At 70.8% G+C, this 18266-nt stretch carries 16 protein-coding genes; 6 read left to right on the top strand and 10 right to left on the bottom strand.

The annotated features are described in order from the left end of the window. Positions 1–18: 18 nt before the first annotated feature. Positions 19–2193, bottom strand: coding sequence for a transglycosylase domain-containing protein (locus ACFYV5_RS29935; RefSeq protein ID WP_389173487.1), 2175 nt, complete (start codon positions 2191–2193; stop codon positions 19–21). Between the two features lie 237 nt (positions 2194–2430). Here ACFYV5_RS29935 and ACFYV5_RS29930 point away from each other — a divergent pair, with 237 nt between their 5' ends. Genes ACFYV5_RS29930 through ACFYV5_RS29920 form a run of 3 tightly spaced genes read left to right on the top strand, consistent with a single transcriptional unit; the run spans position 2431 to position 5983 of the window. After that, positions 2431–2955: a PadR family transcriptional regulator gene (locus ACFYV5_RS29930; RefSeq protein WP_355105714.1), complete on the top strand. Its 525-nt coding sequence runs from the start codon at positions 2431–2433 to the stop codon at positions 2953–2955. After that, positions 2952–3635 carry an ABC transporter ATP-binding protein gene (locus ACFYV5_RS29925; RefSeq protein ID WP_355105712.1) on the top strand — a complete coding sequence of 228 codons (684 nt, stop codon included), beginning with the start codon at positions 2952–2954 and terminating at the stop codon, positions 3633–3635. The genes ACFYV5_RS29930 and ACFYV5_RS29925 overlap by 4 nt, the downstream gene beginning before the upstream one ends. Further along, positions 3632–5983 carry an FtsX-like permease family protein gene (locus tag ACFYV5_RS29920; protein ID WP_389173484.1) on the top strand — a complete coding sequence of 784 codons (2352 nt, stop codon included), beginning with the start codon at positions 3632–3634 and terminating at the stop codon, positions 5981–5983. Before ACFYV5_RS29925 ends, ACFYV5_RS29920 begins: the two co-directional genes overlap by 4 nt. A gap of 30 nt (positions 5984–6013) precedes the next feature. On the opposite strand, the gene ACFYV5_RS29915 is transcribed toward ACFYV5_RS29920, so the two are convergent. Then, positions 6014–6967 carry a LysR substrate-binding domain-containing protein gene (locus ACFYV5_RS29915; RefSeq protein WP_389173482.1) on the bottom strand — a complete coding sequence of 318 codons (954 nt, stop codon included), beginning with the start codon at positions 6965–6967 and terminating at the stop codon, positions 6014–6016. A gap of 133 nt (positions 6968–7100) precedes the next feature. Here ACFYV5_RS29915 and ACFYV5_RS29910 point away from each other — a divergent pair, with 133 nt between their 5' ends. Beyond that, on the top strand, positions 7101–7655 hold the full coding sequence (locus tag ACFYV5_RS29910) for a peroxiredoxin (protein ID WP_147980986.1): 555 nt from the start codon (positions 7101–7103) through the stop codon (positions 7653–7655). Positions 7656–7659: 4 nt separating this feature from the next. After that, complete coding sequence (locus ACFYV5_RS29905) at positions 7660–8193, top strand: alkyl hydroperoxide reductase (protein ID WP_355105705.1); 534 nt, start codon at positions 7660–7662, stop codon at positions 8191–8193. Positions 8194–8261: 68 nt separating this feature from the next. Here ACFYV5_RS29905 and ACFYV5_RS29900 read toward each other — a convergent pair whose 3' ends face one another. The 5 genes from ACFYV5_RS29900 to ACFYV5_RS29880 all read right to left on the bottom strand — a co-directional run bounded on the left by ACFYV5_RS29900 (position 8262) and on the right by ACFYV5_RS29880 (position 14013). Next, a complete protein-coding gene (locus ACFYV5_RS29900; protein ID WP_389173479.1) occupies positions 8262–8948 on the bottom strand; it encodes a hypothetical protein in 687 nt (228 codons plus the stop codon). Next, positions 8945–10462, bottom strand: a complete 1518-nt coding sequence (locus ACFYV5_RS29895; protein ID WP_389173477.1) for an AI-2E family transporter — start codon at positions 10460–10462, stop codon at positions 8945–8947. Before ACFYV5_RS29895 ends, ACFYV5_RS29900 begins: the two co-directional genes overlap by 4 nt. Positions 10463–10575: 113 nt before the next feature. Beyond that, positions 10576–11265, bottom strand: a complete 690-nt coding sequence (locus ACFYV5_RS29890) for a transglycosylase SLT domain-containing protein (RefSeq protein ID WP_389173475.1) — start codon at positions 11263–11265, stop codon at positions 10576–10578. Positions 11266–11621: 356 nt separating this feature from the next. Continuing rightward, complete coding sequence (locus tag ACFYV5_RS29885) at positions 11622–12944, bottom strand: PhoH family protein (protein WP_355105697.1); 1323 nt, start codon at positions 12942–12944, stop codon at positions 11622–11624. Positions 12945–13251: 307 nt separating this feature from the next. Continuing rightward, positions 13252–14013, bottom strand: coding sequence for an isoprenyl transferase (locus ACFYV5_RS29880; protein ID WP_356885588.1), 762 nt, complete (start codon positions 14011–14013; stop codon positions 13252–13254). 110 nt (positions 14014–14123) lie between these two features. Here ACFYV5_RS29880 and mgrA point away from each other — a divergent pair, with 110 nt between their 5' ends. Further along, the gene (gene mgrA / locus ACFYV5_RS29875) at positions 14124–15161 is read left to right on the top strand and encodes an L-glyceraldehyde 3-phosphate reductase (protein WP_389173472.1); all 1038 of its coding nucleotides are present in this window, start codon (positions 14124–14126) and stop codon (positions 15159–15161) included. A gap of 343 nt (positions 15162–15504) precedes the next feature. Here the strand turns inward: mgrA and ACFYV5_RS29870 are convergent, their stop codons facing one another. The 3 genes from ACFYV5_RS29870 to ACFYV5_RS29860 are packed head-to-tail and all read right to left on the bottom strand — an operon-like array spanning position 15505 to position 18231. Beyond that, positions 15505–15858: a helix-turn-helix domain-containing protein gene (locus ACFYV5_RS29870; protein WP_355105691.1), complete on the bottom strand. Its 354-nt coding sequence runs from the start codon at positions 15856–15858 to the stop codon at positions 15505–15507. 53 nt (positions 15859–15911) lie between these two features. Further along, positions 15912–17453, bottom strand: a complete 1542-nt coding sequence (locus tag ACFYV5_RS29865; protein ID WP_389173470.1) for a DUF2079 domain-containing protein — start codon at positions 17451–17453, stop codon at positions 15912–15914. Positions 17454–17478: 25 nt separating this feature from the next. Beyond that, complete coding sequence (locus ACFYV5_RS29860) at positions 17479–18231, bottom strand: prepilin peptidase (protein WP_389173468.1); 753 nt, start codon at positions 18229–18231, stop codon at positions 17479–17481. Positions 18232–18266 lie beyond the last annotated feature (35 nt).

Here is an 18266-nt window from a genome sequence, read left to right as displayed (position 1 = left end):
GGTCCGGCCTTCGTGGTGTCACAGCGGGGGGCGTCGTTCGTCGTCGCCGTCGGCCGGCGGTTCGATCGTCGGCGGCCTCGGGTCCGTCGTCTCCGTCGGGGGCGGCGGGATCGTGATCGTGTCCGTCGGCTGCGGCGGCGTGGTCTCCGTCGAGCTCGGCGGCGGCGTCGGGTCGGGCGACCCGGTGGTGGGCGGCGGGGTCGAGGTCGGGGCCTCGGTCGTCCGCGACGGGGTCGGGTCCGGCTCCACGACCGACGCGTCGTCGGTCTCCAGGTCGAAGCGGGCGTCGGAGCCCCCGCCGAGAGCGGCCGTCGTGTAGTCGCCCCAGATCTGGGCCGGGGTCCTGCCGCCGTTGGCGCGGCCGGCGTTGATCGTGTCGGTGAGGGTGACCTGGTTGCCCTTGGGGTCCTCGCCGAACAGGCCGACCGCGGTGACCAGTTCCGGGGTGTAGCCGACGAACCAGGCGGAGCGGTTGTTCTCCGAGGTGCCGGTCTTGCCCGCGGCCGCGTAGTCGCCGGCCGCCCGGAAGCCGGAGCCCTCGCGGACGACGCCGGTCATGGCCTTGGTGACGGTGTCGGCGGCCTCGCGGCTGATGACCTGGTCGCCGATCGGCTTCACCGGATCGGCCTTGCGGTCCTTGTGCTCGGCGGTCTTCACGATGGTCGGGGTGACCTTCACGCCGTGGTTGTCGAGCGTCGCGTAGACGGCGGCCATGTCCCAGGTGGAGGCGCCCATGGTGCCGAGTGCCATCGCGGGCCCCTCGTCGAAGTCCACGCCGTCCTTCATGCCGAGGTCGAGGGCGGTCTTCTTCACGTTGCCGGGGCCGACGTCCACGATCATCTGGGCGTAGACCGAGTTGATCGACTTGTTGGTGGCCTTCTGGACGGTGACGGGGCCGTGGCTCTTGTCGTCCTCGTTCTCCGGAGCGAAGGGCACGTCGCTGCCGACGACCGGCCGCTTGCTGTCGCCGTCGTAGACGGTGCCGAGGCCGATCCGGCGGCCGTCCTGGGTCTTGGCGTCGTTCTCCAGCGCGGAGGCGAGCACGATCGGCTTGAAGGTCGAGGCCGGCTGGTAGTCGCGGCGGGTGGCGTTCGACGTCCAGTGCTCGGTGGCCCCGATGCCTCCGTACATCGCGACGACCTTGCCGGTCTTCGGGTCGACGGAGGTGGCGCCGGCCTGGACGGTGGCGTCCTTCTTGTCGCCCTTGCGGTCGAGCTTCGCCTCCAGCTGCCGCTCGACGGCCTTGACCAGCGCCTTCTGCTTCTTCTCGTCGATGTTGAGGGTGATCGTCCAGCCGCCGGCCTTGATGTCCTCCTCGCGGATGCCCTGGCGCATCAGCTCCTGGTTGGCGGCCTCGACCAGGTAGCCCCGCTGGCCCTCCATGCCGGGGGCCGCCTTGGCCTTCTGCGGCACCGGGAACTTCAGCGTGGCGCGCGTGGTCGCGTCGAGCCAGCCCTCCTCGACCATGTTGTCGAGGGTGTAGCTCCAGCGCTCCTCGACCAGCTTGCGGCCGGTGGGCGTGGCGGAGGTCCAGTCGTACTGGTTGGGGGCCTGGAGCAGGGAGGCGAGGTAGGCGCCCTGGGCGACGTTCAGCTTCGAGGCGTCGATGCCGTAGTACGACTGGGCCGCGGCCTGGATGCCGTAGGCGCTGCGGCCGTAGTAGCTGGTGTTCATGTACCCGGCGAGGATCTCGGACTTCTTCATGCGCTGGTCGACCTTCAGCGCGATCACGATCTCCTTGAGCTTGCGGGTCGCCGTCTGGTCCTGGCTCAGGTAGTAGTTCTTGACGTACTGCTGGGTGATCGTCGAGCCACCCTGCTTGCCCTTGCCGCTGACGGTGCTCCACGCGGCCCGGGTGGTGCCCTTGATGTCGACGCCGTTGTCCTTGTAGAAGGTCTTGTTCTCCGCGGCGACGAAGGCCCTCTGTACGCCCAGCGGGATCTTCTCCAGGCCGACGATCTCGCGGTTGATCTCACCGGTACGGGCGAGGATCTTGCCGTTCGCGTACTTGTAGACGTTGCTCTGCATGGTGGCCTGGGCGTTGGCGACCGGCACCGGGACCATCAGGTAGACCGCGTAGAAGGCGCCCATGGCGAGCAGGCAGCCGACGAAGAAGGTGCCCAGGAGTTTCTTCCAGGTGAAGAGACGGCGTATCCGCCCGCCCTTCTTCCCCTGTCGTTCCGTTCGGCCCATGTCTTCCGTCGCTCCACTCGTCGTCGAATCAGCTCAGCAAGCTAACACCGCCCTTTCCGACAAAGGGCGATCGATCCGGCTTTTCCGGGCGTGAGAATCAGCACGCGCTCCTATGGAACCGACGCTCCACAGCGCGTGATGGTTGTGCGACTCCGATCACAGTCCGTCCGTACGAGGGATGAACCGCCGGTCCGACAGCTATACATCGTGCGTATACACCGGGTGTACAGTGGTGCCATGTCAATCGGGCACACCCTTCTCGGGCTCCTGGAGTCCGGTCCGCGCCACGGCTACGACCTCAAGCGCGCCTTCGACGAGAGATTCGGCCACGACCGGCCGCTGCACTACGGACAGGTCTACTCGACGATGTCCCGGCTGCTGAAGAACGGCCTGGTCGAGGTGGACGGCATCGAGGCGGGCGGCGGCCCCGAGCGGAAGCGGTACGCCATCACCGAGGCGGGCGTCACCGACGTCGAGCAGTGGCTGCGCCGCCCCGAGAAGCCGGAGCCGTACCTCCAGTCCACGCTCTACACCAAGGTCGTCCTCGCGCTGCTCACGGGACGGGGGGCGGCCGAGCTGCTCGACGTCCAGCGCGCGGAGCATCTGCGGCTGATGCGGGAGCTGACCCGGCGCAAGAAGGACGGCGATCTCGCCGACCAACTGATCTGCGACCACGCGCTGTTCCATCTGGAAGCCGATCTGCGCTGGCTCGAACTGACCGCCGCCCGTCTCGACCGCCTCGCCGAGGAGATCCGCCGATGAGCACCACCCCCCTGCTCCGGGCCGACGGCCTGGACAAGGCGTACGGGCCGACCTCGGCGCTCTCGGGCGCCGAGTTCGCCATCCGGGCCGGCGAGGTCGTCGCCGTGATGGGCCCCTCGGGCTCCGGAAAGTCCACCCTGCTGCACTGCCTCGCCGGGATCGTCCGGCCCGACGCCGGAACCATCACCTACGACGGACGCGAACTCACCACCCTGTCGGACGGCGAGCGCAGCGCGCTGCGCCGCTCCGACTTCGGCTTCGTCTTCCAGTTCGGCCAGCTGGTGCCGGAGCTGACCTGCGTCGAGAACGTCGCCCTTCCGCTGCGCCTGAACGGCGAGCGGCGCAAGAGCGCCGAGTCCCGGGCGCGCGAGTGGCTGACGCGCCTGGAGGTCGACGAGGTCGGCGCCAAGCGGCCCGGGGAGATATCCGGCGGCCAGGGCCAGCGGGTCGCGGTCGCCCGCGCGCTCGTCAGCGCCCCGCGGGTGCTCTTCGCCGACGAGCCGACCGGCGCGCTCGACTCGCTCAACGGCGAGCGGGTGATGGAGCTGCTCACGGACGCGGCCCGGGACACCGGAGCCGCCGTGGTCCTGGTCACCCACGAGGCCCGGGTCGCCGCCTACTCCGACCGCGAGGTCGTCGTCCGCGACGGCTCGGTCCGGGACACGGAGTGGGCGGTATGAGCGTCCGTACCTGGGCCCGAGACCTGACGCTGGGTGCCCGGTTCGCCGTCACCGGGGGGCGTGGCAGCCGGCTCCGGACAACCCTGACCGCCACCGGCATCGGCCTCGGCGTCGCCCTGCTGCTGCTGGCCGCGTCGATCCCGAACATGATGTTCCAGCGGGAGGTGCGGGAGGCCGCCCGGGACGTGCACGCGGGCGAGATGCTCACGGAACCGGGGCCCGACACCTTTCTCTTCCTCCGGCAGCAGACCCTCTACCGCGGGCAGGGCGTCACCGGCATGCTGCTGCGACCCGAGGGCCCGCGGACCGCGGTCCCCCCGGGCGCGGCGCGTGTGCCCGCGGCGGGCGAGATGCTGGTCTCCCCCGCCCTCGGCGAGCTGCTCGCCTCCCCGGCCGGCGCGCTGCTGCGGGAGCGGATCCCGTACCGGATCACCGGCACGATCGGGCAGGCCGGGCTGATCGGCCCGACCGAACTGCGGTACGTCGCCGGGAGCGACATCCTCACCACCGACAACTACGACGGCCGGGGCAAGCGCTACGGCTGGTCGGTGCCGGACCAACCGCTGAACGCCTTCCTGCTCCTGCTCGTCCTCATCGCCTGCGTCGTGCTGCTTCTGCCGGTGCTCGTCTTCATCGCGACCGCCGTCCGCTTCGGCGGCGAACAGCGCGACCGGCGGCTCGCCGCCCTCCGCCTGGTGGGCGCGGACACCGCCATGACCCGGCGGATCGCGGCGGGCGAGTCCCTCGCCGGGGCGCTGCTCGGCCTCGCGCTCGGCGCCGGGGTCTTCGCCGTGGCGCGGCGGTTCGTCGGCACGGTCACGGTGTGGGACGTCAACGCCTTCTCCTCCGACGTGGTGCCGTTGGCCCCGCTCGCCGCACTGATTCTCGTGATCGTGCCGGTCTCGGCGGTCGTGGTGACCCTCGTCGCGCTGCGCGGGGTCGCGATCGAGCCGCTCGGGGTGGTCCGTACCGCGACGCCGCGTCCCCGCCGGCTGTGGTGGCGGCTGCTGCTCGTCGGAGCCGGGGCGGCCCTGCTCGTCCCGATGGCGGGCGACATCGGCATGGGCGACACCGCGATCGACACCGTCGGGGTCGCCGTGGGCTCGGTGCTGGCCCTCGTCGGTCTGACCACGCTCCTCCCCTGGCTGGTGGAGGCCGTCGTCCGGCGGTTGAGCGGCGGTCCGGTGGCGTGGCAGCTGGCCGTCCGTCGCCTGCAGTTGAGCAGTGGTACGGCCGCCAGGGCGGTCAGCGGCATCGTGGTCGCGGCGGCCGGGGCGATCGCGCTCCAGATGCTCTTCCACGCGATGCAGAACGACTTCGTGAGCGTGACCGGACAGGACACCGCACGGGCCCAGCTGGAGGCCCGGATCGACGCGAGGGACGGCGGGGAGGCCCGGGAGATGATCGAGAAGTTCTCGAAGACCCGGGGCGTCACCGGTGTGATCGGCACGATCGACGCGCATGTGTGGCGGCCCGGGCCGCTGAAGCAGGGAGAGGAATTCGCACCCACCCTCCCGATCGGTGTCGGCGACTGCTCCTCGCTCAGGGAGGTGGCGAAGCTGCCCTCCTGCGAGGACGGGGACGTCTTCATCGCCCTGCCGCACGGCGCGCAGGGCGGCCCGGAGGACGCCCGGATCCTGGAGACGGCCCGGCCGGGCGCCGAGGTCGCCCTGCGGGACGTCGAACTCCACCGGGGCAAGCCCGTGCCGACGTGGCGCCTTCCGCAGACGGCGCGGACGGTCGACTCGCGCCCGGACCCCATCGGTGGATACCGCTTCGGAATCCTCGCCACCCCGTCGGCGATCGAGACCGACCGCCTGGACTCACCGGACGCCTCCGCGCTGGTCCGTCTCGACCCCACCGTGCCCGACGCCACCGAGCACGTACGGAACACGGCGGCCGGAGTCGATCCGCTGGCGTGGGTGCGGGCCCTGCAGGACACCGAGCGGGACACGCAGTTCAGCAGCGTCCGCACCGGAATCCTCGTCGGCGCGACGGCGACGATGCTGCTCGTGGCGGCCTCCCTGCTGGTCACGACCCTGGAGCAACTGCGGGACCGTAAGCGGCTGCTGTCCTCGCTCGTCGCCTTCGGGACCCGGCGGACCACGCTGAGCTGCTCGGTGCTGTGGCAGACGGCGATCCCGATCCTCCTGGGCCTCGCGCTCGCCGTGATCGGCGGACTCGGGCTCGGGTTCGTCCTCCTGAGGATGATCGGCGCGCAGGTCGAGGACTGGTGGGTCTTCCTGCCGGTGACCGGTGTCGGCGCAGGGCTCATCGTGGCCGTGACGCTGCTGAGCCTGCCGCCGCTGTGGCGCCTGATGCGGGCGGACGGGCTCAGGACCGAGTAGGGGTGTACGGGGGTGGGCGCCGGCGCCTGTTCAGGAACCGGCGCTCAACACCCGTACCGGAAGGCGCTTCATCGCGCCCCGCAAGGCCTCGGCCAGCTCCTCGAACTCGGCCTGTCGCGCCGCGCCCGCCCGCATGGCGAGGGCGACGCGCCGCGAGGGTGCCGGATCGGCGAAGCGGCCGGTGAACAGGGCCGCGTTGCGGGCGGTCTCGACCTTGACGGCCGTGCGCGGCAGCAGGGTGACGCCGAGGCCGCCCGCCACCAGCTGGACCAGCGTGGCCAGTCCGGCCGCGGTCGTGGTGACCGGTGCCCCCTCGGTGCGGCCGGCCTCCCGACAGATGTCGAGGGCCTGGTCGCGCAGACAGTGCCCCTCGTCCAGGAGCAGCAGGTCGAGCTCCTTCAGCGCCTCGCGCGGAAGGTCGTCCCGGCCGGCCAGCGGATGCCCGTCGGGGGCGACGAGCACGAAATCCTCGTCGAAGAGCGGCAGTTCGGTCACTCCGGGGACGCCGAGCGGCACGGCCAGGAGCAACAGGTCGAGCCGCCCGGCCGCGAGGCCCTCCAGGAGCGAGGAGGTCTGCTCCTCGTGGACCTGGAGGTCGAGTTCGGGATAGCGCCGGTGGACCAGGCTCAGGACGGTGGGCAGCAGGTACGGGGCGACGGTCGGGATCACGCCGAGCCGCAGCACCCCCGTGAACGGGGCCTGCGCCGCCTCCGCCTCGTCCATCAGCTCCACGACGGCGTCCAGGACGGCCCTCGCCCGGACCGCCAGCCGTTCCCCGGCGGGCGAGAGCAGCACCTTGCGCGTCGTACGCTCGAGGAGCTGGACACCGAGTGCCTCTTCGAGAGCCGAAACCGCGCCCGAGAGTGCCGGTTGGCTCATGCCGATGGAGGCCGCCGCGTCCCGGAAGTGCAGATGCTCCGCGACCGCCGCGAAGGCTCTGAGCTGGGACAGGCTGGGCTGTTTCACACGACGTGCAGGGATCACTGATAACCACCTTCGATCAACCCGACCGAGTGTAGCTATTTCACTGATCAATGCACCCCGTGCCATGCTGTGATCCGTCCAACCCCTCACGGAAGACCCCAAAAGGGACCCTTCCACACTGCAAGGAGAGCGCGTGCTCACTGTCGGTGACCAGTTCCCCACCTACGACCTGACCGCCTGCGTGTCGCTGGAGAGCGGCAAGGAGTTCGAGCAGATCGACCACAAGTCCTACGAGGGCAAGTGGCGCGTGGTGTTCTTCTGGCCCAAGGACTTCACCTTCGTCTGCCCGACCGAGATCGCCGCCTTCGGCAAGCTGAACGACGAGTTCGCGGACCGCGACGCCCAGATCCTCGGCGTCTCCGGCGACTCCGAGTTCGTGCACCACGCCTGGCGCAAGGACCACGCCGACCTGCGTGACCTGCCCTTCCCGATGCTCGCGGACTCGAAGCACGAGCTCATGCGTGACTGCGGCGTCGAGGGCGAGGACGGCTTCGCCCAGCGCGCCGTCTTCATCGTCGACCCGAACAACGAGATCCAGTTCACCATGGTGACCGCCGGCTCCGTCGGCCGTAACCCCAAGGAGGTCCTGCGGGTTCTGGACGCCCTGCAGACCGACGAGCTGTGCCCGTGCAACTGGAACAAGGGCGAGACCACGCTCGACGCGGCCGCGCTCCTGTCGGGCGAGTGATCTGATGGCTCTCGACGAACTGAAGGCCGCCGTACCGGACTTCGCCAAGGACCTGAAGCTGAACCTCGGTTCGGTGATCGGCAACAGCGAGCTCCCGCAGCAGCAGCTCTGGGGCACGGTCCTGGCGTGCGCGATCGCCTCGCGTTCGCCGAAGGTCCTCGCCGAGCTGGAGCCGGAGGCCAAGGCCAACCTCAAGCCCGAGGCGTACACGGCGGCCAAGTCCGCCGCCGCGATCATGGCGATGAACAACGTCTTCTACCGGACCCGGCACCTGCTGTCGGACCCGGAGTACGGGACGATGCGCGCCGGTCTGCGGATGAACGTCATCGGCAACCCGGGTGTCGAGAAGGTCGACTTCGAGCTGTGGTCGCTGGCCGTCTCGGCGATCAACGGCTGCGGCCAGTGCCTGGACTCGCACGAGCAGGTCCTGCGCAAGGCCGGCGTGGAGCGCGAGACGATCCAGGAGGCCGTCAAGATCGCCTCGGTGATCCAGGCGGTCGGCGTGACGCTGGACGCGGAAGCGCTCATCGCCGAGTGAGGCGTGTGAGGTGAGGGAAGGGCCCCGGGGTACGCACCCCGGGGCCCTTCCGCGTCACGCGCGCCGAGTCACTTCTTGAGCGCGGCGATCAGGGCGTTCATGTCGTCGGTGAGCTGCGCGTCGATCGTCGACAGGTCGCGCCGCTTCCGGCCCTGGAGCGGGTTGCCGTCCTCGTCGAACCCCTCGCTGACGTCGAGGCGGATCGAGATCTCCGCCTGCCCGTCCAGGACGTGGAGCGAGGCACTGGTGTTGTCCTCGTCGCGGTTGAAGAGCGCCTGTTCCCCGATGCCCGGCAGGCTCGTGAGCTCGTCGCTTCCGTGCTCCCTGACGCGGACCGCGAACTCCGGCTCCGGGTCGGTCACCTTGTGCAGTTGGTACCCGACCGAGACCGAGTAGCCCGCGTCCTCGGGACCGAGGTTCAGGTAGCAGTACGAGATGTCCAGCGCGTCGTTGCGCTCCGTCCTGCCGGGCGAGTCCAGCGACCGCTCGCCGAGCGCCCTCGTGAGCGACTCCAGCTTCGCCTTCTGGCACAGGTTGTCGAAACTCCCGTACCCGCCCAGGTCGACGCCCCGGTCCTGGGATCTCTCGTACGCGAAGAGCCCGCCGGCCCACACCGTCGAGGCCACGACCGCCCCGCCGAGCGCCCACAGCCAGGGGCGCCGGGGGCGCGGCGGGCGCGGGGCCTTCGGCTCGTGGGCGAGCAGCTGCCCCGCCGGGAAGTCGGCCTCGCCCACCAGCTCCGGTTCGGAGATCATGCGTCACCCCTGTCCGACGAACCCGGCGCGGGGGTCGGCGCGATCTCGTGCGCGGTCGCCCCGCGTGGCTCCGGCGTACTGAGCAGTGCCTGTTCCTGGCTGTACGCGCGGAGGTAGGCGACCACGGTGTTGGTCACCGCGGCCAGCGGCACCGCCACCACCGCACCGCCGATGCCGGCGGTCAGTCCGCCGGCCGCGACCGCGAGGACGACGGCGAGCGGATGGACCCGGACCGCCCGGCCCAGGATGAACGGCTGGAGCACATGGCCCTCGATCTGCTGCACGGCGAGGACGACCACGAGGACCATCAGGGCGGTGAACACCCCGTTGGTGACGAGGGCGACCACGACCGCGAGGGCGCCGGAGATGACGGCACCGACCAGTGGGATGAAGGCGAAGAGGAAGATGAACACCGCGAGCGGGACGGCCATCGGTACGTCGAGGAAGTACAGCCCGAGGCCGATGAAGACCGCGTCGATCAGCGCGACGAGCACCGTGCCGCGCACATAGGCGGTCAGCGTCCGCCAGGCTCGGGGCCCCGCGCCCGCGACGCCGGGGCGGGCCTGCGCGGGCACCAGCTTCAGCGTCCACTGCCAGACCTTCTTGCCGTCGTACAGCAGGAAGAGGGTGCAGAACATCGCGAGCAGTATGCCGGTCAGCGCCTCGACGATCACGGTCACGCCCTGGAGTCCGGCGGAGGTGATCTGCTCGGTGTTGGCGCCGACGGTGTCGCTGAGGTTCTGGGCGATGTCGTTGATCTGCTTCTCGGTCACGTGGAACGGACTGTCGAGCAGCCACTGCTTGAGCTCTTCGATGCCGTCCCGCACCCGGTCGGACAGGTTGTCGATGTTGTCCATGACCTGCCAGACCACGAACCAGCCGACCAGGCCCATGATCACGAAGCCGGAGACGGCCGTGACAGCGGTGGCGACCCCGCGCGGCAGCCCGGCGCGGCGCAGCCACTTCACGGTGGGCTGGAGCAGGGCGGTGATGAGCAGCGCGGCGACGAAGGCGAGGACGACCAGCTGCACCGAGCTGATCACCTTCATCAGCACCCAGACCGTGCCGGCGAGGACGAGCAGCCGCCAGCCGGCCTCGGCCGCGACCCTCATGCCCCACGGGATCGCGGCGACCGGGTCGGGCCGCGCGGCGACGGCGGGGGCGTAGTCCGGCGGGGCGGGTACGGAGACGGCGGTGCTCCCGGTCCACGGCGCGCGCCGCCCGGGCCACCGCGCGGACGCGAACGCGCCCTTGGGGTGTGCGGGCCCGCCGGACGGCTCCCCGGTCGTGTCACCCGGGCCCTGCTCCGCGGCCGGTCCGGTGGCGGCCGGGTGCCCGGGGGCCTGCGCGGACCCGGACGTACCGCCGGCGTCCCCGGACGGGAGCGTCCGGTGGTCGTACGGCGCGCCCGGTTCGTCCGCTTTCTCCGCCCGTGCGCGGCGCTCGTCCAGGCGGTCGCCCATGCGGCGCAGGCCGTCGCCGAGGCTGTTCAGCCATCCTGGCAGTCTTGACATGATCTTCTCTCTTCCCCCGCTCACTCCCCCGGGAGCCCGTGGACCAGAACCTACACGCATGGAGCCCCCCACCGTAGGACGGTGAGGGGCTCCAGGAGGTTGTGCTCGCCGGTCTAGTACCAGCGGTTGGCCTGCCAGAACTGCCACGCGCCACAGGGGCTGTCGTAGCGGTTGTTCATGTAGCTCAGGCCCCACTTGATCTGGGTGGCCGGGTTCGTCTGCCAGTCGGCGCCCGCCGACGACATCTTCGAACCGGGGAGAGCCTGGACGAGACCGTACGCGCCCGAGGACGGGTTGGTCGCGCGGTAGTTCCAGCCGGACTCGTGGTCCACGATGTTGCTGAAGCACTGGAACTGGGAGGCCGGGATCATCTGACGGGCGATCGCCTTGACCTCCGCGATGGAGTAGGAACCCTGGGCGGAGAAGCTCGACGCGTCGCGGATCGCAGAACGCTCGGCGCGCGCGGCGGCCTCCTTGCGCTCCTTCTCCGCCTTGTCGGCGGCCTTCTTCTTCGCCTCGGCGTCCTTGGCGGCCTGGATGCGGGCCGCCTCCTCCGCGGACTTCTTCACGGCCGAGTCGGCCGCGGCGGCCTGGGCGTCGGCCTGTTCCGAGAGCGAGGAGACCTGTACCTGGGCCAGCTCGCCCACGGGGATGTCCGCGAGCAGCGTGGTGTCGGCCGCGGTGGCCTCGAAGTTGTCGTCCGAGGGCTGGGTGTTGCCCGAGGCAACGCCCACGACGGCGCCGACGGTGGTGACCGCAGTGGCCGAAGCCACCGCGAATCCCCGGACCGAGATCCGGCTCACACGGTTTCCTTCCAGCATCGCCCACGCAGGTGACCAAGCGGGCGAAATCGTGCCCCTGGCGCTGGTCTCCGACGTAATGGGTCACAGAAGACACGGGCCCGTGGTGCTGTGGGCGGCATACGGCGAACGGTTGTTGAGTTGTGTGGTGCCGCACCCCTGAGGGTGCACGTGTGCCGTATGCGGGGCCTGACGGAAGCAAGACTCTGCCGGACGCCGACGCCGCAAGGCAATTCTGCGTTGCGTGTGAAAGCTCACACCTGGTAAGTCACCGAAGTTTTGCGGGATTCGGCGGACAGCACGACGCCGCCCGGCTAAGCTCCTGCGCTTTGCCGGGCGGCGCCCACTGCCGTAACGGGTCAGATCTGGCCGTCCTCCAGCATTTCGGTCACGAGCGCGGCGATCTGGGAGCGCTCGGAGCGGGTGAGCGTGACATGGGCGAAGAGCGGATGGCCCTTCAGCTTCTCGACCACGGCGACGACTCCGTCGTACCGGCCGACCCGGAGGTTGTCGCGCTGGGCGACGTCATGGGTCAGGACCACCCGGGAGTTCGCCCCGATCCGGGACAGAACGGTCAGCAGGACGTTCCGCTCCAGGGACTGGGCCTCGTCCACGATGACGAACGCGTCGTGGAGGGAGCGGCCCCGGATGTGGGTGAGCGGCAGGACCTCCAGCATCCCGCGGCCGAGCACCTCCTCGATGACCTCCCGGCTCGCCACGGCCGACAGCGTGTCGAAGACCGCCTGCGCCCAGGGGCTCATCTTCTCGGCCTCGCTGCCCGGCAGATAGCCGAGCTCCTGGCCGCCGACCGCGTACAGCGGACGGAACACCATCACCTTCTGGTGCTGCCGGCGCTCCAGGACCGCCTCCAGGCCCGCGCAGAGCGCCAGCGCGGACTTGCCCGTGCCGGCCCGGCCGCCCATCGAGATGATGCCGACGTCCGGGTCGAGGAGCAGATCGAGCGCGATCCGCTGCTCGGCGCTGCGGCCACGGATGCCGAACGCCTCCCGGTCGCCCCGTACCAGCCGGACGTTTCCCTCCGCCGTGATCCGGCCCAGCGCCTTGCCCCGCTCGGACTGCAGGACCAGACCCGTGTGCACGGGCAGTTCGGCGGCCTCCGGGACGTACAGGGACTCCTGGTCGAAGAGGATGTCCACCTGGTCCGCACCCAGGGCCAGTTCGGACATTCCGGTCCAACCGGAGTCCGTGATGGCCAGTTCGGCGCGGTACTCCTCGGCGAGGAGACCGACCGAGGACGCCTTGATGCGCAGCGGCAGGTCCTTGGAGACGACCGTGACGTCGTACCCCTCGGCCTGGAGGTTGCGCGCGACCGCCAGGATCCGTGAGTCGTTGTCCCCCAACCGGTAGCCGGCCGGGAGCACGCCGGGATCGGAATGGTTGAGTTCGACACGCAGCGTGCCGCCCAGGTCCCCGATGGGGAGCGGGGCGTCCAGTCGGCCGTACCGGACCCGGAAGTCGTCCAGGAGGCGCAGGGCCGCCCGGGCGAAGTAGCCGAGCTCGGGGTGGTGCCGCTTGGCCTCCAACTCGGTGACCACGACGATCGGGAGCACGACCTCGTGCTCGTCGAAGCGGGACACGGCGTTGGGGTCGGCCAGCAGGACGCTGGTGTCGAGAACATAGGTGCGCCTGTCGGACAAGCGGCGCTTAGTGCTGGTCACCACGGAAGGACAGACCCCCTCTGAAGACCCCTGTGAGGTCGGGGTGCGACGGAATCGGTGTCGCTGCGGGATGGGACCGGGCTCTGGCCACGAAATGCGGGCCGAGCACCGGCCCTCCGCTTCGTCCGTACATGTCCTGCACGGTCGTCCTGGTGCAACGGGCCTCCCGGGTGGCGGTCTCCGTGCCGCTCACTCTGGAAGGGATATGCCCTCGAACGCTCATTACCATGCGCGGGCATATGACGACGCGTTCATGAACACCAGGTGACCGCCACCGGGGCGGGGCGGGAGGTCGCGGGGGTCGTGGAGCTCAGGTGCCGTAACGCCGGTGCCGGGCCGCGTAGTCACGCAACGCCCGCAGGAAGTCGACCTTCCGGAAGGCCGGCCAGTGGACCTCGCAGAAGTAGTACTCCGAATGCGCGCTCTGCCACAGCATGAATCCGGACAGTCGCTGTTCACCGCTCGTACGGATCACCAGGTCCGGGTCGGGCTGGCCGCGCGTGTAGAGGTGCTCGGAGATGTGTTCGACGTCGACGATCTCGGCGAGCTCCTCGAAGCTCGTGCCCTTCTCCGCGTGCTCCAGGAGCAGCGAGCGGACCGCGTCCGCGATCTCCTGACGGCCGCCGTACCCGACGGCGACGTTCACGAGTATCCCGGTGTTGTCGTGGGTGGCCTGCTCGGCCTCCTTCAGCACGGACTGGGTCCGGGCCGGCAGCAGGTCGAGCGTGCCGACGTGGTGGACCCGCCAGCGACCGTCGGCCGCGAGGGCGCGCACCGCGTTCTCGATGATGCCGAGCAGCGGGACGAGCTGCTCCTCGGGACGGTTCAGGTTGTCCGTGGAGAGCATCCAGAGCGTGACGACCTCGACGTCGGTCTCGGCGCACCAGCCGAGCAGCTCCTGGATCTTGTCGGCGCCGGCCTTGTGGCCCTGCTCGGGGGTGCCTCCGGAGGCCTTGGCCCAGCGCCGGTTGCCGTCGAGGATCACGCCGATGTGCTTGGGCACCTGGGCATGGTCGAGGCGGCCTTCCACCCGGCGTGCGTAGAGCCCGTACACCAGGTCGCGCAGGTTCACTGTTCTTAACCCCTCCATGCCGCGGCGGTCCCCGAAGCCGCCACATTACTGCGCACGGGTCAATGGCTCCCAGCCCGGGACTGTCACAAGTCCGTGATAAGCAGAGATACGTGACTGATTCCCCCGTGTACCGCGCCTCCGCCGACCGCTACGAGCACATGGAGTACCGCCGCACCGGTCGCAGCGGGCTCAAGCTCCCCGCCGTCTCCCTCGGCCTGTGGCACAACTTCGGCGACGACCGCGCGCTCGACGCGCAGCGGGCGATCCTGCGCCGCGCCTTCGACCTCGGTGTGACCCACTTCGACCTGGCGAACAACTACGGGCCGCCGCCCGGCTCGGCCGAGCTGAACTTCGGCAAGATCTTCGCCCAGGACTTCGCGCCCTACCGGGACGAGCTGATCATCTCGACGAAGGCCGGCTATCTGATGCACCCGGGGCCGTACGGCGAGTGGGGTTCGCGCAAGTACCTGATGTCGTCGCTGGACGCCTCGCTGAAGCGGATGGGCCTCGACCACGTCGACATCTTCTACTCGCACCGCTTCGACCCGCACACCCCGCTGGAGGAGACGATGGGGGCGCTCGCCTCCGCCGTCCAGCAGGGCAAGGCGCTGTACGTCGGTGTCTCCTCGTACACCAGCGAGCAGACCGCCGAGGCCGCCGGCATCCTCAAGGAGATGGGTGTCCCGGCGCTCATCCACCAGCCGTCGTACTCGATGATCAACCGCTGGACCGAGGAGGACGGCCTCCTGGACACCCTGGAGACGGCCGGTATGGGCTGCATCTCCTTCGTGCCGCTCGCCCAGGGTCTGCTGACCAACAAGTACCTGAAGGGCATCCCGGAGGGTTCGCGGGCCACGCAGGGCAAGTCCCTCGACCCGAACCTGCTCTCCGACGAGGTGCTGCGGCGCCTGCGCGGCCTCGCGGACATCGCCCAGCGGCGCGGTCAGTCGCTGGCGCAGCTCGCGCTGTCGTGGGTGCTGCGCGACGAGCGGATGACCTCCGCGCTGATCGGCGCGTCCAGCGTCGGACAGCTGGAGGAGAACGTGGCCGCGCTGGCCGGGCCGCCGCTGACGGAGGAGGAGCTGAAGGAGATCGACTCCTTCGCCGTGGACACCGAGGGCACCAACATCTGGGCCGCACGGAACTGACGGCCTCGGCCGGGCGGCGGAGGGGGCCGGGGCACGGCCACGGCCACGGGCGCGGGAAAAGAAAAACGGGCCGGTCCGTGGGGGGGATACGGACCGGCCCGAGGGGGGGTTTCCACCATAACCCTTCATTACTGGTGCCGCGTGCCACGCGTTGCCCATGGTCTGCCCCAGAATCGCCGGAGCCCAGTCGGGACAAGGGCTGTGGGGCCCGTTGGCGGGTTTGCGCCCCGGCGTGGCGGCGGGTTCCGTACCTCCCAAGAGGGACCCCCGGGGACAGGCTCCCGGTTGACGGGCCGGACCGGCGGGGAGGTCGGGTCGGGAGCAGGCCGGGGGGCGGGCCGGGTCAGGCTGCTTGGGCGGCCTTACGGGCGAGGATCTCGGCCATGAAGCGGTCGCCCCACTCGCCCAGCGGCAGCAGCGCCGTGTTCAGCGCCTCGCCGAGATCCGTCAGGGAGTACTCCACCCGGGGCGGGACCTCCCGGTAGATCTCCCGGTGGATGATGCCGTCCGCCTCCAGCTCGCGCAGCTGCTGGATCAGCACCTTCTCGCTGACGCCGGTGATCCGCCGCTTCAGTTCCCCGAAGCGGGTCGTGCCGTGCGCGTGCAGCGCCCACAGGATCAGCGGCTTCCACTTGCCGCCGACGACGTCGACGGCCGCGTCGAGCCCACAGTCGTAACCGGTCTTCCCTTTGGCCATCGCCAACTCCTCGATTCATCCCGACTGTTCGGTCAAGGCGGGGAGTCCCGGACCTATTCCTCGCCCGGCCCCGGCACATCGCTGCGGCCGGCGCGCAGGAGCGTCACGCCGTCCCGTGCCGCGACCACCTCGTAGCCGTGCCGCTCCCGCGCCGCCCGCAGCTCCGCCTCCTGCTGGTCGAGCGGGTAGGGCCAGTGGCCGGGCTTGTAGGGCCATGCCTCCGGCGCCTGGTTGTCGTACACGATCCACTCGGCCGTCGGCGGCGGCAGGCGCTTCCGGTCGTACTCGTACAGCTTGCTGTCCACCGGGAAGGTCGGGAAGATCACCACCTCGCAGCGCGAAGTGAGCTGCGGGGCCAACCGGTTGGACGCGGCGACGGTCGCGCCGTCCGGGATCCGGGCGAGCAGCGCACGCGCGGCCTCGATGTGCGGGGTGGTCCGCCAGGTGGCCCGCTGGGCCAGCTGCGCCAGCGGGAAGGACGGGATCATCACGGCGGTCACGGCGAGCACGGTGGCGAGCGAGGCCCGGACGTTGCGGGCGGAGGTCTCGCGGCTCAGGACGTCGATCAGTCCCGCGAAGACGACCGGCATGAGGATCGCGCTGTAGTGGAAGGCCGTGCCCCAGTGGAAGCCGTTCTCGGAGACCATGCGCCAGGCGAGGGTGGGCACGGCGATCATCGCGAGCGGTGAGCGCAGGGCGAGCAGCGCGGACGGGGCGAAGACCAGGATCAGGGTCATCGCCTTGATGTCCGGGCGCAGGGCGTCGAGCGGGGCGTGGGCGAGCGTGGAGAGCAGTGAGCCGTGGCCGTCGGAGAGGTTGCCACCGTGGGCGTAGTCCCCGCCCGGGTTGAACGCGGGGAGCAGGAGCTTGATCTCGATCAGGGAGCCGAGCAGACCGGCCGCGGCGGTGGCGACGCCGAGTCGGCGCGGTCCCTTGACGGCGATGTACACGCCCACGGCGGCCAGGGTCAGCCCGAGGTCCTCCTTGACGAGAAGGAGTGGGGCGGCCCAGACGACGGCGCTGCCCCAGCGCCGGCGGCCGAGCGCTTCGAGGGCGAAGGCGAGCAGGGGTACGGCGAGCGCGACCTCGTGGAAGTCGAAGGCGGCGGCGGAGGCGATGCCCCAGCTGAGCCCGTACGCGGCGGCGATCGCGTGGGCGGCCCGGCGGCCGAGCGCGCGCAGGGCCCAGCGGGCGAGGGGGACGACGGCCAGGGCGAGGAGGGCGGACTGGGCGAGCAGCAGGCAGAGGGGGGAGGGCCAGAGGCGGTAGAGGGGGGCGAGGGCCGCGAGGAGGGGGTGGAAGTGGTCGCCGAGGAGGTTGAAGTCAGGGCCGCGCAGGGGGACGACGGGGGCGCGGAACGCGGCGTAGGCGCGGAGGGCCTGTTCGAAGATGCCCAGGTCGTAGCCGGTGGTCCGGAGGAGCTGGTGGCGGCGTACGGCGACCGTCGCGTAGAGGAGGCACAGGGCCGCAGACCATCCCCAGGGGAGGAGGCCGGGCCGGCGGAACCAGGGGGTGGGCGGCAGGGTGCGCGGCGGGGTGGGCTCCGTGGGCGACTCGATGGGCAGATCGTGCCGATTGTCAGTTGTTGTCCGCATATGCGTGGATGCTAGGTCGCCCACCTCAGGGGGTCGCGGAGAGCGCGCCGAGAAGCAGCCCGAGCAGGGCGCCGCCGATCATGAAGGGGCCGAAGGGGATCGCGGACTTCCGGCTCCCGCGCCGCGCGAGGACGAGGCAGAGCCCGTACAGCGAACCGGCGAGGAAGCCCGCGAACGTACCGGCGAAGAGGACGCCCCAGCCGTACCAGCCGAGGAGCGCTCCGAGGGAGAGGGCGAGCTTCACGTCCCCGAAGCCCATGCCGTGCGGATGGATCAGGAACAGTACGAAGTAGCCGCCGCCGAGGGCGAGTCCGCCGAGCAGTGCGTGGAGCCAGGAACCGGCGTCGTACGGCAGGAGTTCGGCGCCGAGGAGGAGCGGCGGGGTGGCGGCGGCGAGCGGGAGCGTGAGCTGGTCGGGCAGCCGGTGGACGCGGATGTCGACGGTCGCCAGGAGGACGGCGAAGGGCGCGTACAGGAGCCAGACCGCGAGTTCGGGGCGGGGGCCGGTGGCGGCGGCGAGGGCGGCGCAGGCGAACGCGGTGACGAGGGACGGGGCGAGGGCCGGGGCGAGGGCCGTGCGGGGAGAGGGGGCTGCGCAGGCGGCGCAGCCGGGGCCGCCGAGCCAGCCGCGCGCGGGGCCCGCCAGGGCGTGCCCGGCCTGGCAGGCGGCCCGCCACGGTTCCTCCGGCTCGACCGACAACCGGTACGCGGCGCGCGGGACGAGCAGCCCGGCGGCGGCGCCCCACAGGGCGGCGACGGCGATCAGCGTGGCGAACACCCGCCGCACCCTACCCAGCCCGGCCGCTACCGTCT

The organism is Streptomyces sp. NPDC003035 (genome assembly GCF_042888285.1).
Classification (GTDB): domain Bacteria; phylum Actinomycetota; class Actinomycetes; order Streptomycetales; family Streptomycetaceae; genus Streptomyces.
This window is presented reverse-complemented; position numbering and strand designations above follow the sequence as displayed.

Coding starts and splice junctions, on each gene's coding strand:
- ACFYV5_RS29925 (WP_355105712.1), top strand. CDS start 2,952: ATGAGCACCACCCCCCTGCTCCGGGCCGACGGCCTGGACAAGGCGTAC.
- ACFYV5_RS29935 (WP_389173487.1), bottom strand. CDS start 2,193: ATGGGCCGAACGGAACGACAGGGGAAGAAGGGCGGGCGGATACGCCGT.
- ACFYV5_RS29865 (WP_389173470.1), bottom strand. CDS start 17,453: ATGCGGACAACAACTGACAATCGGCACGATCTGCCCATCGAGTCGCCC.
- ACFYV5_RS29870 (WP_355105691.1), bottom strand. CDS start 15,858: ATGGCCAAAGGGAAGACCGGTTACGACTGTGGGCTCGACGCGGCCGTC.
- ACFYV5_RS29900 (WP_389173479.1), bottom strand. CDS start 8,948: ATGATCTCCGAACCGGAGCTGGTGGGCGAGGCCGACTTCCCGGCGGGG.
- ACFYV5_RS29920 (WP_389173484.1), top strand. CDS start 3,632: ATGAGCGTCCGTACCTGGGCCCGAGACCTGACGCTGGGTGCCCGGTTC.
- ACFYV5_RS29895 (WP_389173477.1), bottom strand. CDS start 10,462: ATGTCAAGACTGCCAGGATGGCTGAACAGCCTCGGCGACGGCCTGCGC.
- ACFYV5_RS29905 (WP_355105705.1), top strand. CDS start 7,660: ATGGCTCTCGACGAACTGAAGGCCGCCGTACCGGACTTCGCCAAGGAC.
- ACFYV5_RS29930 (WP_355105714.1), top strand. CDS start 2,431: ATGTCAATCGGGCACACCCTTCTCGGGCTCCTGGAGTCCGGTCCGCGC.